Raw genomic sequence first — 15,668 nt, 5'->3', positions numbered from 1 at the left:
GGTGAGCGTGGTCCCGTCGGCGTACCTGAAGCTGACGCGGACCTCGCGCTCGGTCTTTGCCCCGGCACCGGGATCGCCGGGGGCCGGGTGCGGCCGCCGGAGCGCGGGAAGTTCCGAGTCGCCCGGATTCAGGAGGTGCTCTCGGCGACGGCGTGCAGGGCCGGCGGGTACGACCTCAGGCCGAGGCCCGCGATACCCGCCGGGAGCACCGGTGTCGTGAAGCTCACCGGGCGATCTCCCGGTAGGCGGCTTCGAGAAGCTCCTCCGAGGGGTCGGACAGCGGGGACACCTTCGCCAGGTCGTCCAGGAGGACGAAGCGCAGCGTGGCACCGCGGCTCTTCTTGTCGAGGCGCATGTGGTCGCGGAGCTCGGGCCAGGCCTCGCGGCGGTAGGCGGTGGGCAGCCCGACCGAGGTCAGAATGGACCTGGTCCGCTCCACGAGGTCGGTACCGATCCTGCCGTCCAGATGAGACAGCTCGGCCGCGTAGACCATGCCGATCGCGACGGCCTCGCCGTGGCGCATCCGGTACCGCTCGACGCGCTCGATGGCGTGGGCCAGGGTGTGGCCGTAGTTGAGGATCTCCCGCAGGCCGCCCTCGCGCAGGTCGGCGCCGACGACGTCGGCCTTGACCTGGATCTTGCGCTCGATCAGCTCGCGGGTGTGCCGCCCCTCGGGGAGCCTGGCCCCCTCGGGGTCGTCCTCGATGAGCGAGAGGATCTTCGGGTCCGCGATGAAACCACCCTTGATGATCTCCGCGAGGCCGCCCACGTAGTCGTCGCGGGGCACCGAGACCAGGGTGGCCAGGTCGCACAGGACCCCCGCCGGCGGGTGGAAGGACCCGACCAGGTTCTTGCCCTCGGGGGTGTTGATACCGGTCTTGCCGCCCACGGCCGCGTCGACCATGCCGAGCAGTGTCGTCGGCACCTGCACCACCTTGACACCGCGCAGCCAGGTGGCGGCGGCGAACCCCGCCAGGTCGGTGGTCGCCCCCCCACCGACGCCGACCACGGCGTCGGATCGGGTGATGCCCGCGCGGCCGAAGGCCGACCAGAGCTCTGCGGCCACCTCGACGGTCTTGGCGCGCTCGGCGTCGGGCACCGGCAACGGGACCACCTCGTACCCGGCCGCCTCGATCGCGCCGCAGACCGGGCGGGCGATCTCCGGCAGGCTCCCGGGGTGGATCACGGCGACGGTGCCGACCTTCGGCCCGAGCAGGCCGGGCAGCTCGCCGAGCACTCCGGTGCCGACCACCACGTCGTACGGGCTCTCGCCGGCGACCTTGATCCTGGAGATCGTCATGGCTCCAGGCCTCTCACGATCTCGTCGACGATCTGGCCGGGCTCGCGCTCGTCGGTCACCACGACGATCCTGGCCAGCTTCTCGTAGATGGGACGACGGGCGTCCATCAGTTTCTTCAGCTGGCTGCGCGGGTTCAGCACGAGCAACGGCCGCGCCGAGGCCAGGCCCACCCGCTGGACGGCGTTGGAGAGACCGACCTCCAGGTAGACCACCGGATGCTCGGCCAGCAGCTCGCAGGTGGCCTCGGCGAGGATCGCGCCGCCACCGAGAGAGAGCACGCCGTCGTGCTCGGCCAGCGCCCGCCGTACGGCGTCGGCTTCCAGCTCGCGGAAGATCTCCTCGCCGTCCTCGATGAAGATGTCGCTCACCGGCTTGCCCGCCGTGAGCTCGACGTCGGTGTCGGTGTCGCGGAAGGCGACCCCGAGCCGGTTGGCCAGGAGCTGTCCGATGGTCGACTTGCCCGACCCCGGAGGGCCGATCAGTACTGCACGGGGACTCATCCGGCCTCCTTGGACCGCGGCTCGCCGGCCTGGCGCCCGCTCACTTGATCACCAACGAGGAGAGGTAGCCGGACAGGTTGCGGGCGACCTCCTCGACGGAGTCTCCGCCGAACTTCTCGATCGCGGCGTCGGCCAGGATCAGCGCCACCATGGCCTCGGCGACGATCGCGGCGGCCGGGACCGCGCACACGTCCGAGCGCTCGTGGTGGGCCTTGGCCGCCTCACCGGTCAGCACGTCGACGGTGGCCAGCGCCCTGGGGACCGTGGAGATCGGCTTCATCGCCGCGCTGACGCGCAGCGGCTCGCCGTTGGTCATGCCGCCCTCGACACCACCGGCCCGGTTGGTGATCCGGCGGATGCCGTCCGCGGTGTTCTCGATCTCGTCGTGGGCCAGGGAGCCGGGGCGGCGGGCCGTCTCGAAGCCGTCGCCGACGGCGACACCCTTGATCGCCTGGATGCCCATCAGGCCGGCCGCGAGGCGGGCGTCGAGCCGGCGGTCCCAGTGGGTGTAGCTGCCCAGGCCCGGTGGCAGGCCGTAGGCGACCACCTCGACGACGCCGCCGAGGGTGTCGCCGTCCTTGTGCGCCCTGTCGATCTCGGCGACCATCGCCGCGCTGCCCTCCGGATCGGCGCAGCGCACCGGGTCGGCGTCGATCGCCGCCAGGTCACCGGGGCCGGGGATGACGCCAGGGGTGGTCGCCGCCCCGCCGATCGAGACGACGTGGCTGACGATGTCGACGCCGAGGGCCTGCTTGAGGAAGCTCCGCGCCACCTGGCCGAGCGCGACACGGGCCGCGGTCTCCCGGGCGCTGGCCCGGTCGAGCACCGGGCGGGCGTCGTCGAAGCCGTACTTCTGCATGCCCGCGAGGTCGGCGTGGCCGGGGCGGGGGCGGGAGCGCGGCGCGTTGCGCGCCTGTCCCTCCAGCACGGCCGGGTCGACGGGGTCGGCCGCCATGACCGTCTCCCACTTGGGCCACTCGGTGTTGCCCACCCGGATGGCGACGGGACTGCCGAGCGTGCGGCCGTGGCGGACCCCGCCCACGACGGTGACGACGTCCTGCTCGAACTTCATCCGTGCCCCGCGGCCGTAACCGAGGCGGCGACGGCGCAGCGCCTCGTCCAGCTGGGCGGTGGTCACCTCCACCCCCGCGGGCAGGCCTTCCAGGATCGCGACGAGTTCGGGGCCGTGAGACTCTCCGGCGGTCAACCAACGCAACATGCTGACAAGTCTTCCACGTGTCGCCCACTGGAATGGCCCCGGTTCACGGAGTGAGACATCCGCCGGCGGTCAGAGCGCGGTGAGGACCGCGGCGAGGGCGCCGATGGCCATGAAGGGGCCGAAGGGGATCTCGCTCTTGCGGCCCGCGCGGCGCAGGACCATCAGGGCGGCCCCGTAGACGCCCCCGGCCACCAGGCCGAGGAAGGTCCCGGCGACCAGGGTGTCCCAGCCCAGCCAGCCGAGGGCGGTGCCCAGGCTCGCCGCGAACTTGACGTCGCCCAGCCCCATTCCCGCCGGATTGATCAGGAGCAGCACCAGGTAGAAGCCCGCCAGGGCGAGGCCGCCGAGACCCGCGCCGAGCAGATCGCCGAGGCGGCCGTCGACGAGGGCCGACGCGGCGAGCGGTACGGCGGTTCCCAGGTAGGCGGCCAGGGTGAGCCGGTCGGGCAGCCGGTGGACGGCGGCGTCGACGAAGGACAGGGCGACGGCGACCACCGCCAGCCCGCCGAAGGCGAGCAGTTCTCCGGCCCGCCCGGCCGGGGTGGTCACCGCCTGGGCCGGTACGCCGGGCCAGAGCGCCCGCAGCGCGAGAGCGGCCAGCACCACCGCGGTGGTCACCTCCACGGCCCCCGCCACCGGCCGGGGCCGCCCGGACCGCTCCCCGTCGGGCCCCGAGTGGCGGGCCACCACGCGCCGCGTCCACAGCCCGATCACCGCCCCCGACGCGGCCGCCGCCAGGGCCGGGAGGAGCGGCGCCGCCACGAGGCTCACGAGACCACCACCGCCCCGAAGACCCGGGGGCGCCTGACGGTACGAGGCGGGCTGGGGGGCCGGTGTGCCGGCTCGGCGTACTCGCTCACGGAGCGACCATAATCCGCGAACCCCGGCCCCGCCGGGGATCTGAGGGCTCGAAGTGACCTCGAAGGTCATTGACGGGACTCGCGATGATCACAGAGGCTGTACCCGATCCCTATATCCGGAGGGACGGTGCGCATGGACACGGATCGCTTCAGCAAGCTGCCCGCGGTCATCGCGTCATTCGTTCTCCTTCCGGTGCTGCTCGAACTCCTCGCCTGGTACATCGAGGGCGAGGAGTACGACGTGGCCCGCGCGGCCACCGTGGTCTCGGTGATCGTGATGCTCGCCCTCATCTCCACCGTGCTCGGCCGGATCAGGGCGCGGCTGCCGGTGCTGATGGTGATCGCGCTGACCGGCACCGCGGCGGTCGAGGTGGTGCTGGGCTTCGTGGCGGCGTTCGGCCCCGTGCTCTGGCGGGGCGGGCTGCCCGGCGAGCTGCACGGCCTGGTCACCACGGGGGTGAGCGCGTTCGCCGTCGTCACCGGCGTCTACCTGCTGATCCAGTATCGCCGGGGCCTCTATCTCCCGTACCTGGAGGCCGGGATGGGCCCGCTGCCCACCGCCACCAAGCGCAGGGTGATCGGCGAGTCGGAGATCCTGATCCGTACCCTGCCGGGCATCGGCCCCTCGGTGGAGAAGGCGCTGACCAGCTGCGTCGCCATGGTCGACCAGGAGGACCTGCACTTCGTGGCCTACTTCGGCGACCAGCGGTGCTGCTTCTACACCGACGTGCTCGACGACGCGGACCTGGCCCACTTCTTCCACGACACCGACCCGGAAGAGCGCCGAAGGGTCTATCTCAAGGCGGGCAACCAGCTCAACTGGCTCACCCAGCGGCTCAACCAGCAGCTGCGCCGGCTGGAGGGCGGCGCCCTGATCCGCACGGTCCTCGACGTGGAGCGCGGGGCCATGTTCTTCTACTGGATCGACGAGACCCGTTACCTGATCGGGGTGACGCTGGACCAGCGCAAGGTCGACGTCTCCGACGACAAGCTGGCCAAGCTCGTGGACACGATCCGCGGGCACTTCACCCTTCCGCCGATCAACCAGCGACAACGCCCCGCGAGACCTCAGGGGCACCTGCGATCCATCCCCGGGAGTGAGCGGTGGCCCGAATCGGGCTCTTGATCGTCGTGGTCGGCCTCGGCTGGCTGGCCGCCGACCTGGGCGACCTGCATGATCTGGAACACTCAAGCGCGTACGTGCTGTTCAGCAGCCTGCTGCTGGCGATCGGCCTGTACGGCAGCACGCACGGGATCGACCGCGCCGAGGCCAGGGAGCACTCCCGGCTGATCGTGCTCGCGGTCACCGTCGGGGTGCTGCTCAAGACGGCGTTCATCGCCGGTGTCGTCTACCTCGTCTCGGGCGACCCCCGGGCACTGATCATGGCGGTGGTGGTCGCCCAGATCGACCCGCTCTCGGTCGCCGGGGTGATGCGGAACAGCCGGCTCTCAAGCCAGGCGAAGACGATCCTCGGGGCGTGGTCCTCCTTCGACGACCCGGTGACGATCATCCTGGCCGTCTACGCGGCGGCGCTGGTCAGCGGCTCGGGAGGGGGCGGCCTGTCGGCCTCGTACTTCGCCGACCTGGGGTTGAACGCGCTGTTCGCGGCCGGGATCTACCTGCTCTGGCGGCTGATCAGGAACGCCCCGCCGGTGCTGACCTACCTGACGGCGGCCGGGGCCGTCGTGTCGGCCGCGTGGAGTTCCCTCATGCTCGGCCTGGCGACCGCCGGGCTCTACCTGCGCATGCCCGACGCGCGCTGGCTGGGGCGGGCGGTGAGCGTGGCGTTCGCGCTGTCGGCGTTCCTGATGGGCCTGCTGCTCGTCGGCGGGACGAACATGGGCATGGGGGTGCTGCTCGGGCTGGCCGCGTACGCCGCGCAGATGGTCGCCGCGCTGGTGCTCACCCACGGCCTGCCGCTGATCGACCGGGTGCACCTGGGGCTCGCCCAGCAGAACGGCGTGACCGCGGTGATCCTCGCCCTGGTCTTCGAGCGCGACTTCGGCGGGTTCGTCGCCGTGATCGCCCCGGCGATTCTGACGGTCAACCTCGTCCACGCGGTGGCCAACCGAACCGCCGACGCCTGGGAGGCTCGGCGATCTCTTCCATCCGTGCCACTGTGACCTCGGGGCCCAGCTCGTCAAGGGTGCCCGACTCGACCGCGGCGAGTGCCCGCAGCAGAGCACCTTCGATCACGAAGGGCACCGGGCCCGCGACGTCGATCACCACCGCGGCGGTGTTCTCGTGCACCGCCGCCTGGCAGACCTGAAGGATGGTGGCCTGGATGGGCCTGGCGTCCCGGCGCCACCTCCGCAGCGGCTCCATCCCGGTGAAGGAGAGCACCGCCTCGCGCCCGTCCGCACCGACGAGCTTCGGCAGGGCCATCTCGCTCTCCTTCTCCTGCCGCAACCCGTGCTCGCCGATCTCCGACTCCTTCAGCAGGGCGACCACGGGCACGAGCAGCCGTGTCCCGCTCAGCGCGGCGACGACCGCACCGGCCTCCGCCTCCCCCGCGGCGAAGGCGGCGAGCGCGGATGTCACGGCGGCGTCGGCGGCGCCGTCGTCGCCGGGGACCAGGGGCTGCGGAATACTCGGCACGAACCGGGAGCCTACCCGCGGTGGCGCTCGGGGAGGATTTCCGCCCCACCCGAGCGCGCACCCGTCAGCCGAGGTCGGCGATGGCGGCCACCGGACCGCCGCCGCTCGGGCCCTGGTGGACCGCGGCGACCGAGACGAACACGGCCGGGTCACCGGTGACGCTGGCCGCGACGCCGCCCACGGTGGCCTTGATCTGGCGGTGCCAGTGCACGTCCGAGTCGTCGAGCATGATGTTGCGGCGGCCCCGCACGCTGCCCGACGGGTCGGCCTCGCACTTCATGAAGACGTTGACCAGCCGGTCCCCCAGGTCGGACGGGTGGGGGCGGTCGGGCAGCTCGATGCCACTGGAGCGGATGGCCTCCCAGATGCCGTCGGCGTCCAGCGCGTCCCGCATGACCGAGTGGCCGATCCGGTAGCGGCCACCGATGCCCCGTACGTTGCCGACGACCACGATCTGGGCCCGGTCCAGCTCGACGCCGGAGGAGCACGAGGCGACGGAGGAGTAGAGCGACAGGTCGCGGTGGATCTGGTCGGCGGCGGGCATCTCGATCTCACCGAGCGCGACGGCGATGCCGAGCGCGGTGGTGGAGTTGGAGATGTCCATCGACGGGCCGGTGTCCTCGATCACCACGTCCTTGCCGCGCGACTTGGCGTCGTTGATCGTGGACAGGGTGAGCAGCGGGGTCTTGGTCTGGACGTAGTGGACGTCGGCGGGATCGTCGATCCCGGCGAGCTTCATGGCCTCACGCACTCCGGCGGCCACCTTCTCCACCATCGCGGGCCGGCCGATGTCCTCGGGCAGGATCACATCGCTCATCGCGATGCCGACGCTCACCCGCGGCTCGTCGCTCGGCTCGGCGTTCGCCGTGGTGGCGAAGATCGTGGCATGCGGGCTGAGCACGCCGTCGGTGCCCCCCGACCACACCAGCGGCACGCTCTCGGGGGAAGGATGTCCCTTGGCCTCCAGCACCTCGCGAAAGGCCCTGTCGGCCAGGATCCGGGTGTAGTCGTTCACCCCGCCGTTGCCCTCGGTCTTGCCGATCACCGCGAGCACCCGGTGCGCCTCGATCACCCCGTCGTCGATGAGCCGGGCCAGCCCGGAGGCGTCGGTCACGCTCTCGATGGGCACCTTGCGCACTTCAATGGGTTCCGGCATCCCTGCCACCTTTCAATCGCGTCGTGTTCACTTTCGCACCACGGTGCCGCTCTCGCCGGTGAGCGCCGCCCCGATGTTCTCCAGGGAGGTGATCACCGACCGGTCGCCGCCCTGCTCGACGAAGCGCAGCGCGGCCTCGACCTTCGGCCCCATGCTGCCGCCGGCGAAGTGCCCGGCGGCGTGTAGTACGCGCAACTCGGCCGCGGTGACGGCGCCCAGGGGTCTGGCCTGGGCCGTGCCGAACCCGACGACGGCCCCGGGGACGTCCGTCGCGATGACCAGGACCGTGGCCCGCACGTCCCGGGCGAGCACCGCCGCCGCCAGATCCTTGTCGATCACGGCCTCGATCCCGCCCAGCCGCCCTTCGGCGTCGCGCGCCACCGGCACGCCGCCACCACCCGCGGCCACGACGGTGAAGCCCGCGGCCACCAGCGCGGCGATCGCGGGGGCGTCGAGGATCTCCAGCGGCTCGGGGGAGGCCACCACGCGGCGCCAGCCCCGGTCGAAGCGGCGCCAGGTCTGCCCGAGCTCCTCGAAACGACGGGCCTCCGCCTCGCTGAAGTAGCGGCCGATCGGCTTGACCGGGTCCTGGAAGGCCGGATCGGCGGGGTCGACGAGCGTGCGGGTGACCACGACGGCCGCGCGGCCGTCGAGCGCGTTGAGGACGAGGGTGCCTATGGTGGCCTGCGTCTGTGCCCCGCACCAGTCGAGCGGCACCGGGGGCACGACGTGCGCGGCGAGCTGGTTCTTCAGGATCAGGTTGCCGACCTGGGGGCCGTTGCCATGGGTGAGGGTCACCTGGTGGCCGTCCGCGATGAGCGCGGTGACATGGCGGACGGCCTGCTCGACCGCGCGGCGCTGGTCGCCGGGTGAGGCCCCGCCGTCGGGCCCCGTCATCGCGTTGCCACCGAGCGCGATCAGTACTCGTTCACCCACAGGCTGACGCTAACGGCCCCCACGCCTCGTCTCATGGGCACTCACTGCCCAAGGAAGGCCAACTCTTCGACACAATCCGCCAGCCGAGCGGTCTCCGGAGGCGTAGACGCCCCCGGCTGTGGCGGCGGGAGAGGGCGTTCCCCGGCCCCGCTTGTTGCGAGAGTGCCAACTTTGCGACGGCAACAGGCGCGGGCAGGGCATAGCTCCGGTGCGGGATGGCGAGAAAGGCTCTTGTCCGGCGTTCTTTCTGAGGAGAGATCGAGTGGGGCAACTCCGTCTCGGCCACATCATCGTGATCGTCCTGTGTGTCGTGACGGGGTTCGCGGTGCTCACCGTCGCGGCCGGCACGCTCACCGGCGGGCGGTCCGCGTCCCCGCCGCCCAAGGTGGACATGGTCGCCGAGGCCGGACGGCTGGCCTCGGAAGGACTGTCGAAGGCCAACGACTTCGACTGCCGGCCCCGCCAGGACGCGCCGTACCCGGTGGTGCTCGTCCACGGCGCGAGAAGCACGGGGGCGGCGACCTGGCCCGTCGCGGCCCCCTACCTGAGCAAGCAGGGCTACTGCGTCTTCGCCCTCGACTACGGCTGGAGCAACTCGATCAGGCGCTCGGCCCGGACGCTGGGGGACTTCGTGGACGGGGTGCTCCAGGCCACCGGGGCCGAGAAGGTGGCGATCGTCGGGCACAGCCTCGGGGGGATCGTCCCCCGGGCGTACATGCGCTCGGAGGGCGGGGCGGGCAAGGTGTCCGAGCTGGTCACCCTGGGGGCGCCGCACCACGAGCTGACCGGGGAGCTGCGCAGGAGCTGCGGCGGGGAGACGGTCTGCGACGAGCTCCACTCGGACTCGGCCCTGATGAAGGAGCTCAACACCCCCTCCATGGTCGAGCCCGGCGTCGACTACACCGCGCTCGGGCTGAAGGCCGAGCAGGAGGCCGCCTCGACCTTCGTCGAGGGGCCGCCCGAGCAGGTGACCAACCGGATGCTCCAGGACGACTGCCCGCTCAAGGGGATCATCGAGGGTGCCATCGGGCACAACCTGGAGGCGTTCGATCCGGTGATGCTCTCCTATGTCAACAAGGCGCTGGAGACTCCCGGGCCGATGCCTCGCGGCTACCGGCCGGACTGCTTCGCGCTCATCCTCTGATCGGCTCGTTCATCCCGCGAGCAGCCGGGTGATCTCCCCGACCACCGGCGCGCGCTGCGGCTGCAGGTAGAAGTGGTCGCCGGGAAAGACCGTGAGGGAGAAGTCGGTGATCGTGCGGGCCTCCCACGACTTGGCCTGGGCCGGGGTGACCTCCGGGTCCGCGTCGCCGACGAGAGCGGAGATCGGGGTGTGCAGCGGGGGTCCCGGGCGATGGCGGTAGGCCTCGACCAGCCGGAAGTCGGCGCGGATGTAGGGCAGGACGATCTCGCGCATCGCCCGGTGGGAGAGGATCTCCGCCTCGGTACCGCCGAGCTTGGCCAGCTCGGCGACGAGGCGGTCGTCGTCGTAATCCGAGATCGCGATCCTCTCCCGGGGATCGTGCGGTGCCCTCGCCCCGGACACCAGCAGCCGCGCCGGGGCGAGTCCCCTGGCCTCCAGGCGGCGGGTGACCTCGTAGGCGAGCATCGCTCCCATACTGTGCCCGAACAGCGCGAAACGCCGGTCCAGCAGCGGCGACATCGCCTCGGTCACCAGGTCGGCCAGCGTGTCCATGTCCTCCGGCGACGGTTCTCCGAACCGGTCCGCCCTGCCCGGCAGCTGCGTCGCGTGGAGCTCGACGGAGTCGGGTAGCAGCGCGGGCCAGTCCCGGTAGGCGGTGGCCGACCCGCCCGCGTGCGTGAAGCAGAACAGCCGCGTGGTCGCCCACGGGCGGGGGGAGGCGCAGCGCAGCCAGGTCATGCGTTTCCTCCGCGCGCTCGGCCGCTCACTGTTCCACTGCCCTGATCAGGCTGTTGGGCCGCATGTCGGTCCAGTTGGCCTCGATGTGGTCCAGGCAGGCCTGCCTGGAGTCCTCACCGAAGGCGACGGTCCAGCCCGCCGGGATCTCCGACCAGGCGGGCCAGAGAGAGTACTGGCCCTCGTCGTTGATCAATGCCAGATAGACGCCCTCGGGGTCCTCGAATGGGTTGCTGCTCACTCTGTGTCCTCTCTGAGAAGGGCGGCGATCTCCGCGATGGGCCCGGGACTCAACATGTTCGCATGGTCGCAGGCGACCTGGTGATCATGGATGGCGCCGGTGACGTACGGCTTCCAGTCGGCGGCCGTGGGACCGCCCTCCTCGTGGCCGTGAGCCGCGGTCACGAAGAGCACATCCCCCTCGAACATCCTCGGCGCGTACTCCTCGGAAATCTTCACACCGTTCCGGTAGTTCCGGTAGACCGCCGTCAGCGTCCGCTCGTCCAGCGTGGCGTACGGGCCGCCCTGCTCGCGCAGGAACTCCACGACGTCGCCGATCTCGCCCGGCCCGTCGTAGTCGATGGCCGAGAGCAACTCGACCAGCACGTCACGCTCGTCCGGGTTGATCTCCTGGCCCGGGTAGGAGTCGAGCAGCGCCAGCAGCGCGACCTCCTCCCCTCGCTCGCGCAGCTCCACGGCCATGGCGTGGGCGATCAGGCCGCCCATGGACCAGCCCGCCAGCCGGTACGGCCCGTGCGGCCGGACCTGGAGCAGGCGCTCCAGGTAGTCCAGGGCCATCGCCTCGATCGACGGGGCCACGTCGCCGCCGAACTGCTCGGCGCCGCGCACCGGTTGCGGCGCACGACCGGGGTGGCGCTCATCGGGCTGCGACCGTTTCACGACGCCCACGCCGAGGCCGACCACCTGGTACGGCATGCACTCGGTACGCGCGCCTATACCGCGGCCTTCGAGCGGGGGGCCAGGCGTGAGAGTGTCATCGACCTCACCTGCGTGCCCCCGTGACGAGGCCCCGCCCACCCGCGCGGGCCCCCGCCTGACCTGACCGCCGCCGGGTTGAGCTGTCAGCCGTTCGCTGATTCCCGATGTTCGTCGGTGAGAATCGGCGGAACCACCGCGTTGCCGTTGTCCCCGTAGGTACCGGCCCTGTGCCCCTGCAGCCGAACCTTGACCCCCCGGCCGTTCCCCCAGGTGTCGGTGACGCGGATGGATCCGGAGACCGAACCCCTGGAGTTCCACTCCGCGTCACGGGCCAGGGGGAACCACGGGAGGAGCGGGATCGTTGGACGAGGTGATCGACTCATCGTCTTCGGCCGATACGGCCGGCGACCCCCCTTGGGAGTGCGACATGGCAGTGACCGGCATCATCTCCGCCCTCATCGTCGGCATCGTGATCGGAGCACTCGGTCGTCTGGTGGTCCCGGGACGCCAGTCCATCCCGATCTGGCTGACCATCGTGATCGGCATCGTCGCCGCGTTCATCGGCACCGCCATCGCCACGGTGCTGGGGGTGGCCGACACCCGGGGAATCGACTGGATCGAGCTGGGCCTCCAGGTCGCGGTGGCCGCCGGCGGCGTGGTGACCGCGGTGAAGATGTACGGCAGGCGGCAGATCCGCTGACCTGTTCCGGGCGCCCCGCCCCGTCTCTCCCACCGGCTCACGTTCACCGGGCCCGGCAGCGGGGCTCCGCAGCGAGGACCTCGAACCGGTGAGGGGATTCCGCCATCGCACTGGCGGGGGCCGAGCAGGTCATCCAGGCCGATCCTGCGGTAGAACTCGGCGCGAACCCGGTCACCGACGGCGTTGACCACCTCGGCGCCGTCGTCTGTCCGAATGTCGAGTTCAGATGATTCCGCCGTTGACCCGGAGCACCTGGCCGTTGACCCAGCGGGCGGGGCCCGCCAGGAAGGCGACGGCCTCGGCGATGTCGGCGGGCCGGCCCAGCCGCTCCAGTGGCGGCTGGGCGGCCATCCTGGCGACGGTCTCCTCGTCCTTGCCCTTCAGGAAGAGGTCGGTGGCGGTGGGCCCGGGGGCGACGGTGTTGACGGTGATGTCCCTGCCACGCAGTTCGCGGGCCAGGATGAGGGTCAGGCCCTCGACGGCCCCCTTGGACGCGACGTAGGCGCCGTACCCGGGAAGGGCCAGCCCGATGACCGAGGTGGAGAAGGTGATCAGGGCACCCCCTCGGCGCAGCCGCCGTGCGGCCTGTTGGGCGACGGCGAAGGTGCCGCGTACGTTGACGCGCAGTATGCGGTCCAGCACGTCCAGGTCGAGCTCGGCGAGCGGGGTGGGCGGGTTCATGATCCCGGCGGCGTGGACCACCACGTCGACGCCGCCGAAGGCCTGTTCCGCAGCGTCGAAGAGCGCGGCGACCGCCTCGGTGTCGCCGACGTCGGCGCGGACGGCGAGTGCCTGGCCGCCCTTGCCGACGACCTCCTGGACCGCGGCCTGACCCTCGGCGTCGTTGCTCGCGTAGTTGACCACGACGGCGTATCCGTCGACGGCGAGCCGGTCCACGACCTGGCGTCCGATGCCGCGTGAGCCTCCGGTGACGATGGCGACGCGGGCTGCCGTGCTGCTCATGATCGTTCACTCCTTCAGGAATTTGTGTACACTGTGTATATACATGGCTATAGACATAATGTCCATATATTTCCTGGAGGTAGTCGGTGACGCAGTCCCCTGAACCCATCCGGCGCGGACGCGGCCGCCGACCGGCCGCCGAGGTGCGACGTGAGATCCTGCGTGCGGCCGGTGAACTCCTGCTCACCGAGGGGATGGCCGCCTTCACCATCGAGAAGGTCGCGGCGCTGGCGGGGGCGAGCAGGGTGACGCTCTACAAGTGGTGGCCCTCCAAGGGGGCGCTGGCGCTCGACGGCTACTTCGACGCCGTCGGCCCTACCCTGGCCTTCCCCGACACCGGCGACATCGCCGCCGACCTCACCGCGCAACTGCGGGCCTTCGTCCACCTGATGCGCGACACCCGGGCCGGGCGCGTGATGCCGGAGCTCGTCGGCCACGCCCAGACCGATCCCGAGCTGTCGGCGCTCCTTCGCGAGCGCTACTCGGCACCGCGCAGAGCACTCGCCGTCGAGGCACTGGAGCGCGCCAGGCAGCGCGGGCAGCTACGCGAGGACGTCGACCCCGAGGTGGTCGTCGACCAGCTCTGGGGCGCCTGCTACCACCGCCTTCTCATCCCCGACCAGCCCCTCACCGACGAGTTCGCCGAGGCCCTCGTCAGGAACCTGCTGGCCGGGATCGGCCGCCGATGACCCGTCTCCCCATCCGGCCCGAAGCTCCTGGCTGAGCTCTCGTCTCGTCCTCCGTGGACGTCGAACTCAACGACGAGTTCCAGGTGGCCATGATCCCTAGCGGGCGCCCCACCCCATTGGGCTAGGAGGGCTGGTCGTACGCCTGCCGTACCTCGTCCGTTCCGCCCCTCAGCTGAGGACGGCGTCCAGCAGGAGGGAACCCGCGCCGAGGAGGGCGGCATCGGGGCCGCCACGGGTGACGGCGATCTCCAGGTCGCGGGTGGCCAGCGGGAGGCAGCGCTCGTAGACGGCGGCGCGGATGGAGGAGATCAGCGGCTCGGCGGTGGAGAGGCTGCCACCGACGACGATGGCGTCGGGATTGAGGAAGTTGACCAGGACGGTGAGCACCTCGCCGATGAGGCGGCCCGCGTTCCTGACCAGGGCGGTGGCCTCGGGCACGCCGTCCTCGACCAGGGCGACGACGTCGCCCGGGCGTCGCGTCGCGATGCCGAGCTCGGACAGGGCGCCCATGAGCGCGGCGCCGCTCGCGTAGGCCTCCAGGCAGTCGGGGTGGCCGCACGAGCACATGGTGGAGGAGTCGGTCCTGACCCGGACGTGGCTGATGTCGCCGGCCGCGCCCCTGCCCCGGTGCAGGCGTCCGTCGACGATCACGCCGCACCCTATGCCGCTGCCGGCCTTCAGCACCATGAGGTTGTCGCATCCGGGCCATGAGCGGGCCTCGCCGACGGCCAGGAGGTTGGCGTCGTTCTCCACGAGCACCGGCAGGTCGTAGTGCGCGCCGAGATGCTCGGCGACGGGAAAGTTGTGCCAGCCGGGCATGCGCGAGGGAGACACTACCCGGCCGCTGGCGGGGTCGACGGGGCCGGGTATGCCGGTGCCGACGCCTCGCAGGGGGGCGCCGGGCGGGCCGTGGGTCAGCAGCAGCTCGTCGAACGAGGCGGCCATCCAGTCGAGGGTCGCCTCGGGACCGAGCGCTATGTCGCAGGCGCGCTCCTCGACGACGAGGGGGGCGCCGCTGAGGTCGAGTAGGCCGAAGCGGGCGTGGTGCGCCCCGAGGTCGGCCACCGCGAGCAGGCCGGCGGCCGGGCTGACCCGCAGCCGCCGGGGCCGCCGCCCGCCCCTGGAGGTGCCCGAGCCCTCCTCGACGAGGAGCCCGGTGTCGATCAGCTCCTCGACGCGCAGGGAGACGCTCGACGCCGCCAGGCCGGAGATGCGGGCCAGCTGGGCGCGCGACTCGGCGTGGCCGGTGGCGACAAGACGCAGAAGGTCGCCCTGCGCTCCCCGCACCAGCAGCCGCTCTTTGCCTGACATGAACTAGAGGAATACCACGTCTGTACTTACTACGGCAACGTGTTGACTTCCGTAAGAATCATCTATTACCTTCCGCTTTGTCTTCGATTTCGAAGGAAGATGGCAATGATTCAGGTCAAAGGGTTGAACAAGTGGTTCGGCGATCATCACGTGCTGCGCGACATCGACCTTGATGTGACGCGAGGCGAGGTCGTCGTGGTGGTCGGCCCCTCGGGGTCGGGCAAGTCCACGCTGTGCCGCTGCCTCAACCGGCTGGAGCCCGCCGGGTCCGGAGACATCCTCGTCGACGGCGTACCCGCCCCCGTGGAGGGCCGGGAACTGGCCAGGCTCCGGGCCGATGTCGGCATGGTGTTCCAGTCGTTCAACCTCTTCCAGCACAAGACCGTGCTGGAGAACATCGTGCTCGCGCCGATGAAGGTCCGGGGCGACTCCCGCGCCGAGGCCGAGGCGTCGGCGCGGGATCTGCTGGCGCGCGTCGGCATCGCCGAGCAGGCGGGAAAGCTGCCCGCGCGGCTGTCCGGTGGGCAGCAGCAGCGGGCCGCCATCGCCCGCGCGCTGGCCATGCGGCCCAAGGTGATGCTCTTCGACGAGCCCACCTCCGCACTCGACCCGGAGAT

19 protein-coding genes are annotated in these 15,668 nt (G+C 71.2%); 6 read left to right on the top strand and 13 right to left on the bottom strand.

Annotated features, from left to right (window positions below; translation table 11 throughout):
* Positions 1 to 223 precede the first annotated feature (223 nt).
* The 4 genes from aroB to ABZ260_RS29875 all read right to left on the bottom strand — a co-directional run bounded on the left by aroB (position 224) and on the right by ABZ260_RS29875 (position 3,790).
* Positions 224 to 1,300 carry a 3-dehydroquinate synthase gene (gene aroB, locus ABZ260_RS29890; protein ID WP_355624522.1) on the bottom strand — a complete coding sequence of 359 codons (1,077 nt, stop codon included), beginning with the start codon at positions 1,298 to 1,300 and terminating at the stop codon, positions 224 to 226.
* Positions 1,297 to 1,800 carry a shikimate kinase gene (locus tag ABZ260_RS29885; protein WP_355624520.1) on the bottom strand — a complete coding sequence of 168 codons (504 nt, stop codon included), beginning with the start codon at positions 1,798 to 1,800 and terminating at the stop codon, positions 1,297 to 1,299. Before ABZ260_RS29885 ends, aroB begins: the two co-directional genes overlap by 4 nt.
* A 40-nt stretch (positions 1,801 to 1,840) precedes the next feature.
* The gene (gene aroC, locus ABZ260_RS29880) at positions 1,841 to 3,019 is read right to left on the bottom strand and encodes a chorismate synthase (protein WP_355624518.1); all 1,179 of its coding nucleotides are present in this window, start codon (positions 3,017 to 3,019) and stop codon (positions 1,841 to 1,843) included.
* Between the two features lie 69 nt (positions 3,020 to 3,088).
* The gene (locus ABZ260_RS29875; protein WP_355624516.1) at positions 3,089 to 3,790 is read right to left on the bottom strand and encodes an A24 family peptidase; all 702 of its coding nucleotides are present in this window, start codon (positions 3,788 to 3,790) and stop codon (positions 3,089 to 3,091) included.
* Between the two features lie 222 nt (positions 3,791 to 4,012).
* On the opposite strand from ABZ260_RS29875, the gene ABZ260_RS29870 reads away from it, so the two are divergent.
* The gene (locus ABZ260_RS29870; protein ID WP_355624514.1) at positions 4,013 to 5,005 is read left to right on the top strand and encodes a hypothetical protein; all 993 of its coding nucleotides are present in this window, start codon (positions 4,013 to 4,015) and stop codon (positions 5,003 to 5,005) included.
* The gene (locus tag ABZ260_RS29865; RefSeq protein WP_355624512.1) at positions 4,984 to 6,003 is read left to right on the top strand and encodes a hypothetical protein; all 1,020 of its coding nucleotides are present in this window, start codon (positions 4,984 to 4,986) and stop codon (positions 6,001 to 6,003) included. Before ABZ260_RS29870 ends, ABZ260_RS29865 begins: the two co-directional genes overlap by 22 nt.
* Here ABZ260_RS29865 and ABZ260_RS29860 read toward each other — a convergent pair.
* The 3 genes from ABZ260_RS29860 to arcC form a co-directional block, all read right to left on the bottom strand.
* Complete coding sequence (locus ABZ260_RS29860; RefSeq protein ID WP_355624510.1) at positions 5,924 to 6,478, bottom strand: SseB family protein; 555 nt, start codon at positions 6,476 to 6,478, stop codon at positions 5,924 to 5,926. The two genes, ABZ260_RS29865 and ABZ260_RS29860, sit on opposite strands and share 80 nt — an antisense overlap.
* A 64-nt stretch (positions 6,479 to 6,542) precedes the next feature.
* Positions 6,543 to 7,634 (bottom strand): ring-opening amidohydrolase, encoded by a 1,092-nt coding sequence (locus ABZ260_RS29855; protein WP_350916171.1) that lies wholly within the window; start codon positions 7,632 to 7,634, stop codon positions 6,543 to 6,545.
* A gap of 27 nt (positions 7,635 to 7,661) precedes the next feature.
* Positions 7,662 to 8,570, bottom strand: a complete 909-nt coding sequence (gene arcC / locus ABZ260_RS29850) for a carbamate kinase (protein WP_355624508.1) — start codon at positions 8,568 to 8,570, stop codon at positions 7,662 to 7,664.
* A 262-nt stretch (positions 8,571 to 8,832) separates the two neighbouring features.
* On the opposite strand from arcC, the gene ABZ260_RS29845 reads away from it, so the two are divergent.
* Positions 8,833 to 9,714, top strand: a complete 882-nt coding sequence (locus ABZ260_RS29845) for an alpha/beta fold hydrolase (protein WP_355624506.1) — start codon at positions 8,833 to 8,835, stop codon at positions 9,712 to 9,714.
* 9 nt (positions 9,715 to 9,723) lie between these two features.
* On the opposite strand, the gene ABZ260_RS29840 is transcribed toward ABZ260_RS29845, so the two are convergent.
* From ABZ260_RS29840 to ABZ260_RS29825, 4 genes are all read right to left on the bottom strand, one after another.
* On the bottom strand, positions 9,724 to 10,452 hold the full coding sequence (locus ABZ260_RS29840; RefSeq protein ID WP_355624504.1) for an alpha/beta fold hydrolase: 729 nt from the start codon (positions 10,450 to 10,452) through the stop codon (positions 9,724 to 9,726).
* Positions 10,453 to 10,477: 25 nt separating this feature from the next.
* Positions 10,478 to 10,690: an MbtH family protein gene (locus ABZ260_RS29835; RefSeq protein WP_350952688.1), complete on the bottom strand. Its 213-nt coding sequence runs from the start codon at positions 10,688 to 10,690 to the stop codon at positions 10,478 to 10,480.
* Positions 10,687 to 11,385: a thioesterase domain-containing protein gene (locus ABZ260_RS29830; RefSeq protein WP_355624501.1), complete on the bottom strand. Its 699-nt coding sequence runs from the start codon at positions 11,383 to 11,385 to the stop codon at positions 10,687 to 10,689. The genes ABZ260_RS29835 and ABZ260_RS29830 overlap by 4 nt, the downstream gene beginning before the upstream one ends.
* Positions 11,386 to 11,531: 146 nt before the next feature.
* The gene (locus ABZ260_RS29825; RefSeq protein ID WP_355624499.1) at positions 11,532 to 11,771 is read right to left on the bottom strand and encodes a hypothetical protein; all 240 of its coding nucleotides are present in this window, start codon (positions 11,769 to 11,771) and stop codon (positions 11,532 to 11,534) included.
* A 44-nt stretch (positions 11,772 to 11,815) separates the two neighbouring features.
* Here ABZ260_RS29825 and ABZ260_RS29820 point away from each other — a divergent pair, with 44 nt between their 5' ends.
* A complete protein-coding gene (locus ABZ260_RS29820) occupies positions 11,816 to 12,088 on the top strand; it encodes a GlsB/YeaQ/YmgE family stress response membrane protein (RefSeq protein ID WP_350954554.1) in 273 nt (90 codons plus the stop codon).
* A 222-nt stretch (positions 12,089 to 12,310) separates the two neighbouring features.
* Here ABZ260_RS29820 and ABZ260_RS29815 read toward each other — a convergent pair whose 3' ends face one another.
* Positions 12,311 to 13,051, bottom strand: coding sequence for an SDR family oxidoreductase (locus ABZ260_RS29815; protein ID WP_355624497.1), 741 nt, complete (start codon positions 13,049 to 13,051; stop codon positions 12,311 to 12,313).
* Positions 13,052 to 13,137: 86 nt separating this feature from the next.
* On the opposite strand from ABZ260_RS29815, the gene ABZ260_RS29810 reads away from it, so the two are divergent.
* Positions 13,138 to 13,740 carry a TetR/AcrR family transcriptional regulator gene (locus tag ABZ260_RS29810; protein ID WP_355624495.1) on the top strand — a complete coding sequence of 201 codons (603 nt, stop codon included), beginning with the start codon at positions 13,138 to 13,140 and terminating at the stop codon, positions 13,738 to 13,740.
* Between the two features lie 168 nt (positions 13,741 to 13,908).
* On the opposite strand, the gene ABZ260_RS29805 is transcribed toward ABZ260_RS29810, so the two are convergent.
* Positions 13,909 to 15,051, bottom strand: coding sequence for an ROK family protein (locus ABZ260_RS29805; RefSeq protein ID WP_355624493.1), 1,143 nt, complete (start codon positions 15,049 to 15,051; stop codon positions 13,909 to 13,911).
* A 105-nt stretch (positions 15,052 to 15,156) separates the two neighbouring features.
* On the opposite strand from ABZ260_RS29805, the gene ABZ260_RS29800 reads away from it, so the two are divergent.
* Positions 15,157 to 15,668 (top strand): amino acid ABC transporter ATP-binding protein (locus ABZ260_RS29800; protein ID WP_355624491.1); only part of this gene is annotated, 512 nt, incomplete at its 3' end.

Source organism: Streptosporangium sp. NPDC006013 (assembly GCF_040614275.1).
Lineage (GTDB): Bacteria > Actinomycetota > Actinomycetes > Streptosporangiales > Streptosporangiaceae > Streptosporangium.
The sequence above is the reverse complement of the archived record's forward strand: the minus strand, read 5'-3'. Positions and strand labels throughout refer to the sequence as shown.

Excerpts from the sequence above, each read along its gene's own strand:
- ABZ260_RS29805 (WP_355624493.1), bottom strand. The coding sequence starts at position 15,051 with ATGTCAGGCAAAGAGCGGCTGCTGGTGCGGGGAGCGCAGGGCGACCTT.
- ABZ260_RS29840 (WP_355624504.1), bottom strand. The coding sequence starts at position 10,452 with ATGACCTGGCTGCGCTGCGCCTCCCCCCGCCCGTGGGCGACCACGCGG.
- ABZ260_RS29870 (WP_355624514.1), top strand. The coding sequence starts at position 4,013 with ATGGACACGGATCGCTTCAGCAAGCTGCCCGCGGTCATCGCGTCATTC.
- ABZ260_RS29820 (WP_350954554.1), top strand. The coding sequence starts at position 11,816 with ATGGCAGTGACCGGCATCATCTCCGCCCTCATCGTCGGCATCGTGATC.
- ABZ260_RS29825 (WP_355624499.1), bottom strand. The coding sequence starts at position 11,771 with ATGAGTCGATCACCTCGTCCAACGATCCCGCTCCTCCCGTGGTTCCCC.
- ABZ260_RS29815 (WP_355624497.1), bottom strand. The coding sequence starts at position 13,051 with ATGAGCAGCACGGCAGCCCGCGTCGCCATCGTCACCGGAGGCTCACGC.
- ABZ260_RS29830 (WP_355624501.1), bottom strand. The coding sequence starts at position 11,385 with ATGCCGTACCAGGTGGTCGGCCTCGGCGTGGGCGTCGTGAAACGGTCG.
- ABZ260_RS29855 (WP_350916171.1), bottom strand. The coding sequence starts at position 7,634 with ATGCCGGAACCCATTGAAGTGCGCAAGGTGCCCATCGAGAGCGTGACC.
- aroB (WP_355624522.1), bottom strand. The coding sequence starts at position 1,300 with ATGACGATCTCCAGGATCAAGGTCGCCGGCGAGAGCCCGTACGACGTG.
- ABZ260_RS29885 (WP_355624520.1), bottom strand. The coding sequence starts at position 1,800 with ATGAGTCCCCGTGCAGTACTGATCGGCCCTCCGGGGTCGGGCAAGTCG.
- aroC (WP_355624518.1), bottom strand. The coding sequence starts at position 3,019 with ATGTTGCGTTGGTTGACCGCCGGAGAGTCTCACGGCCCCGAACTCGTC.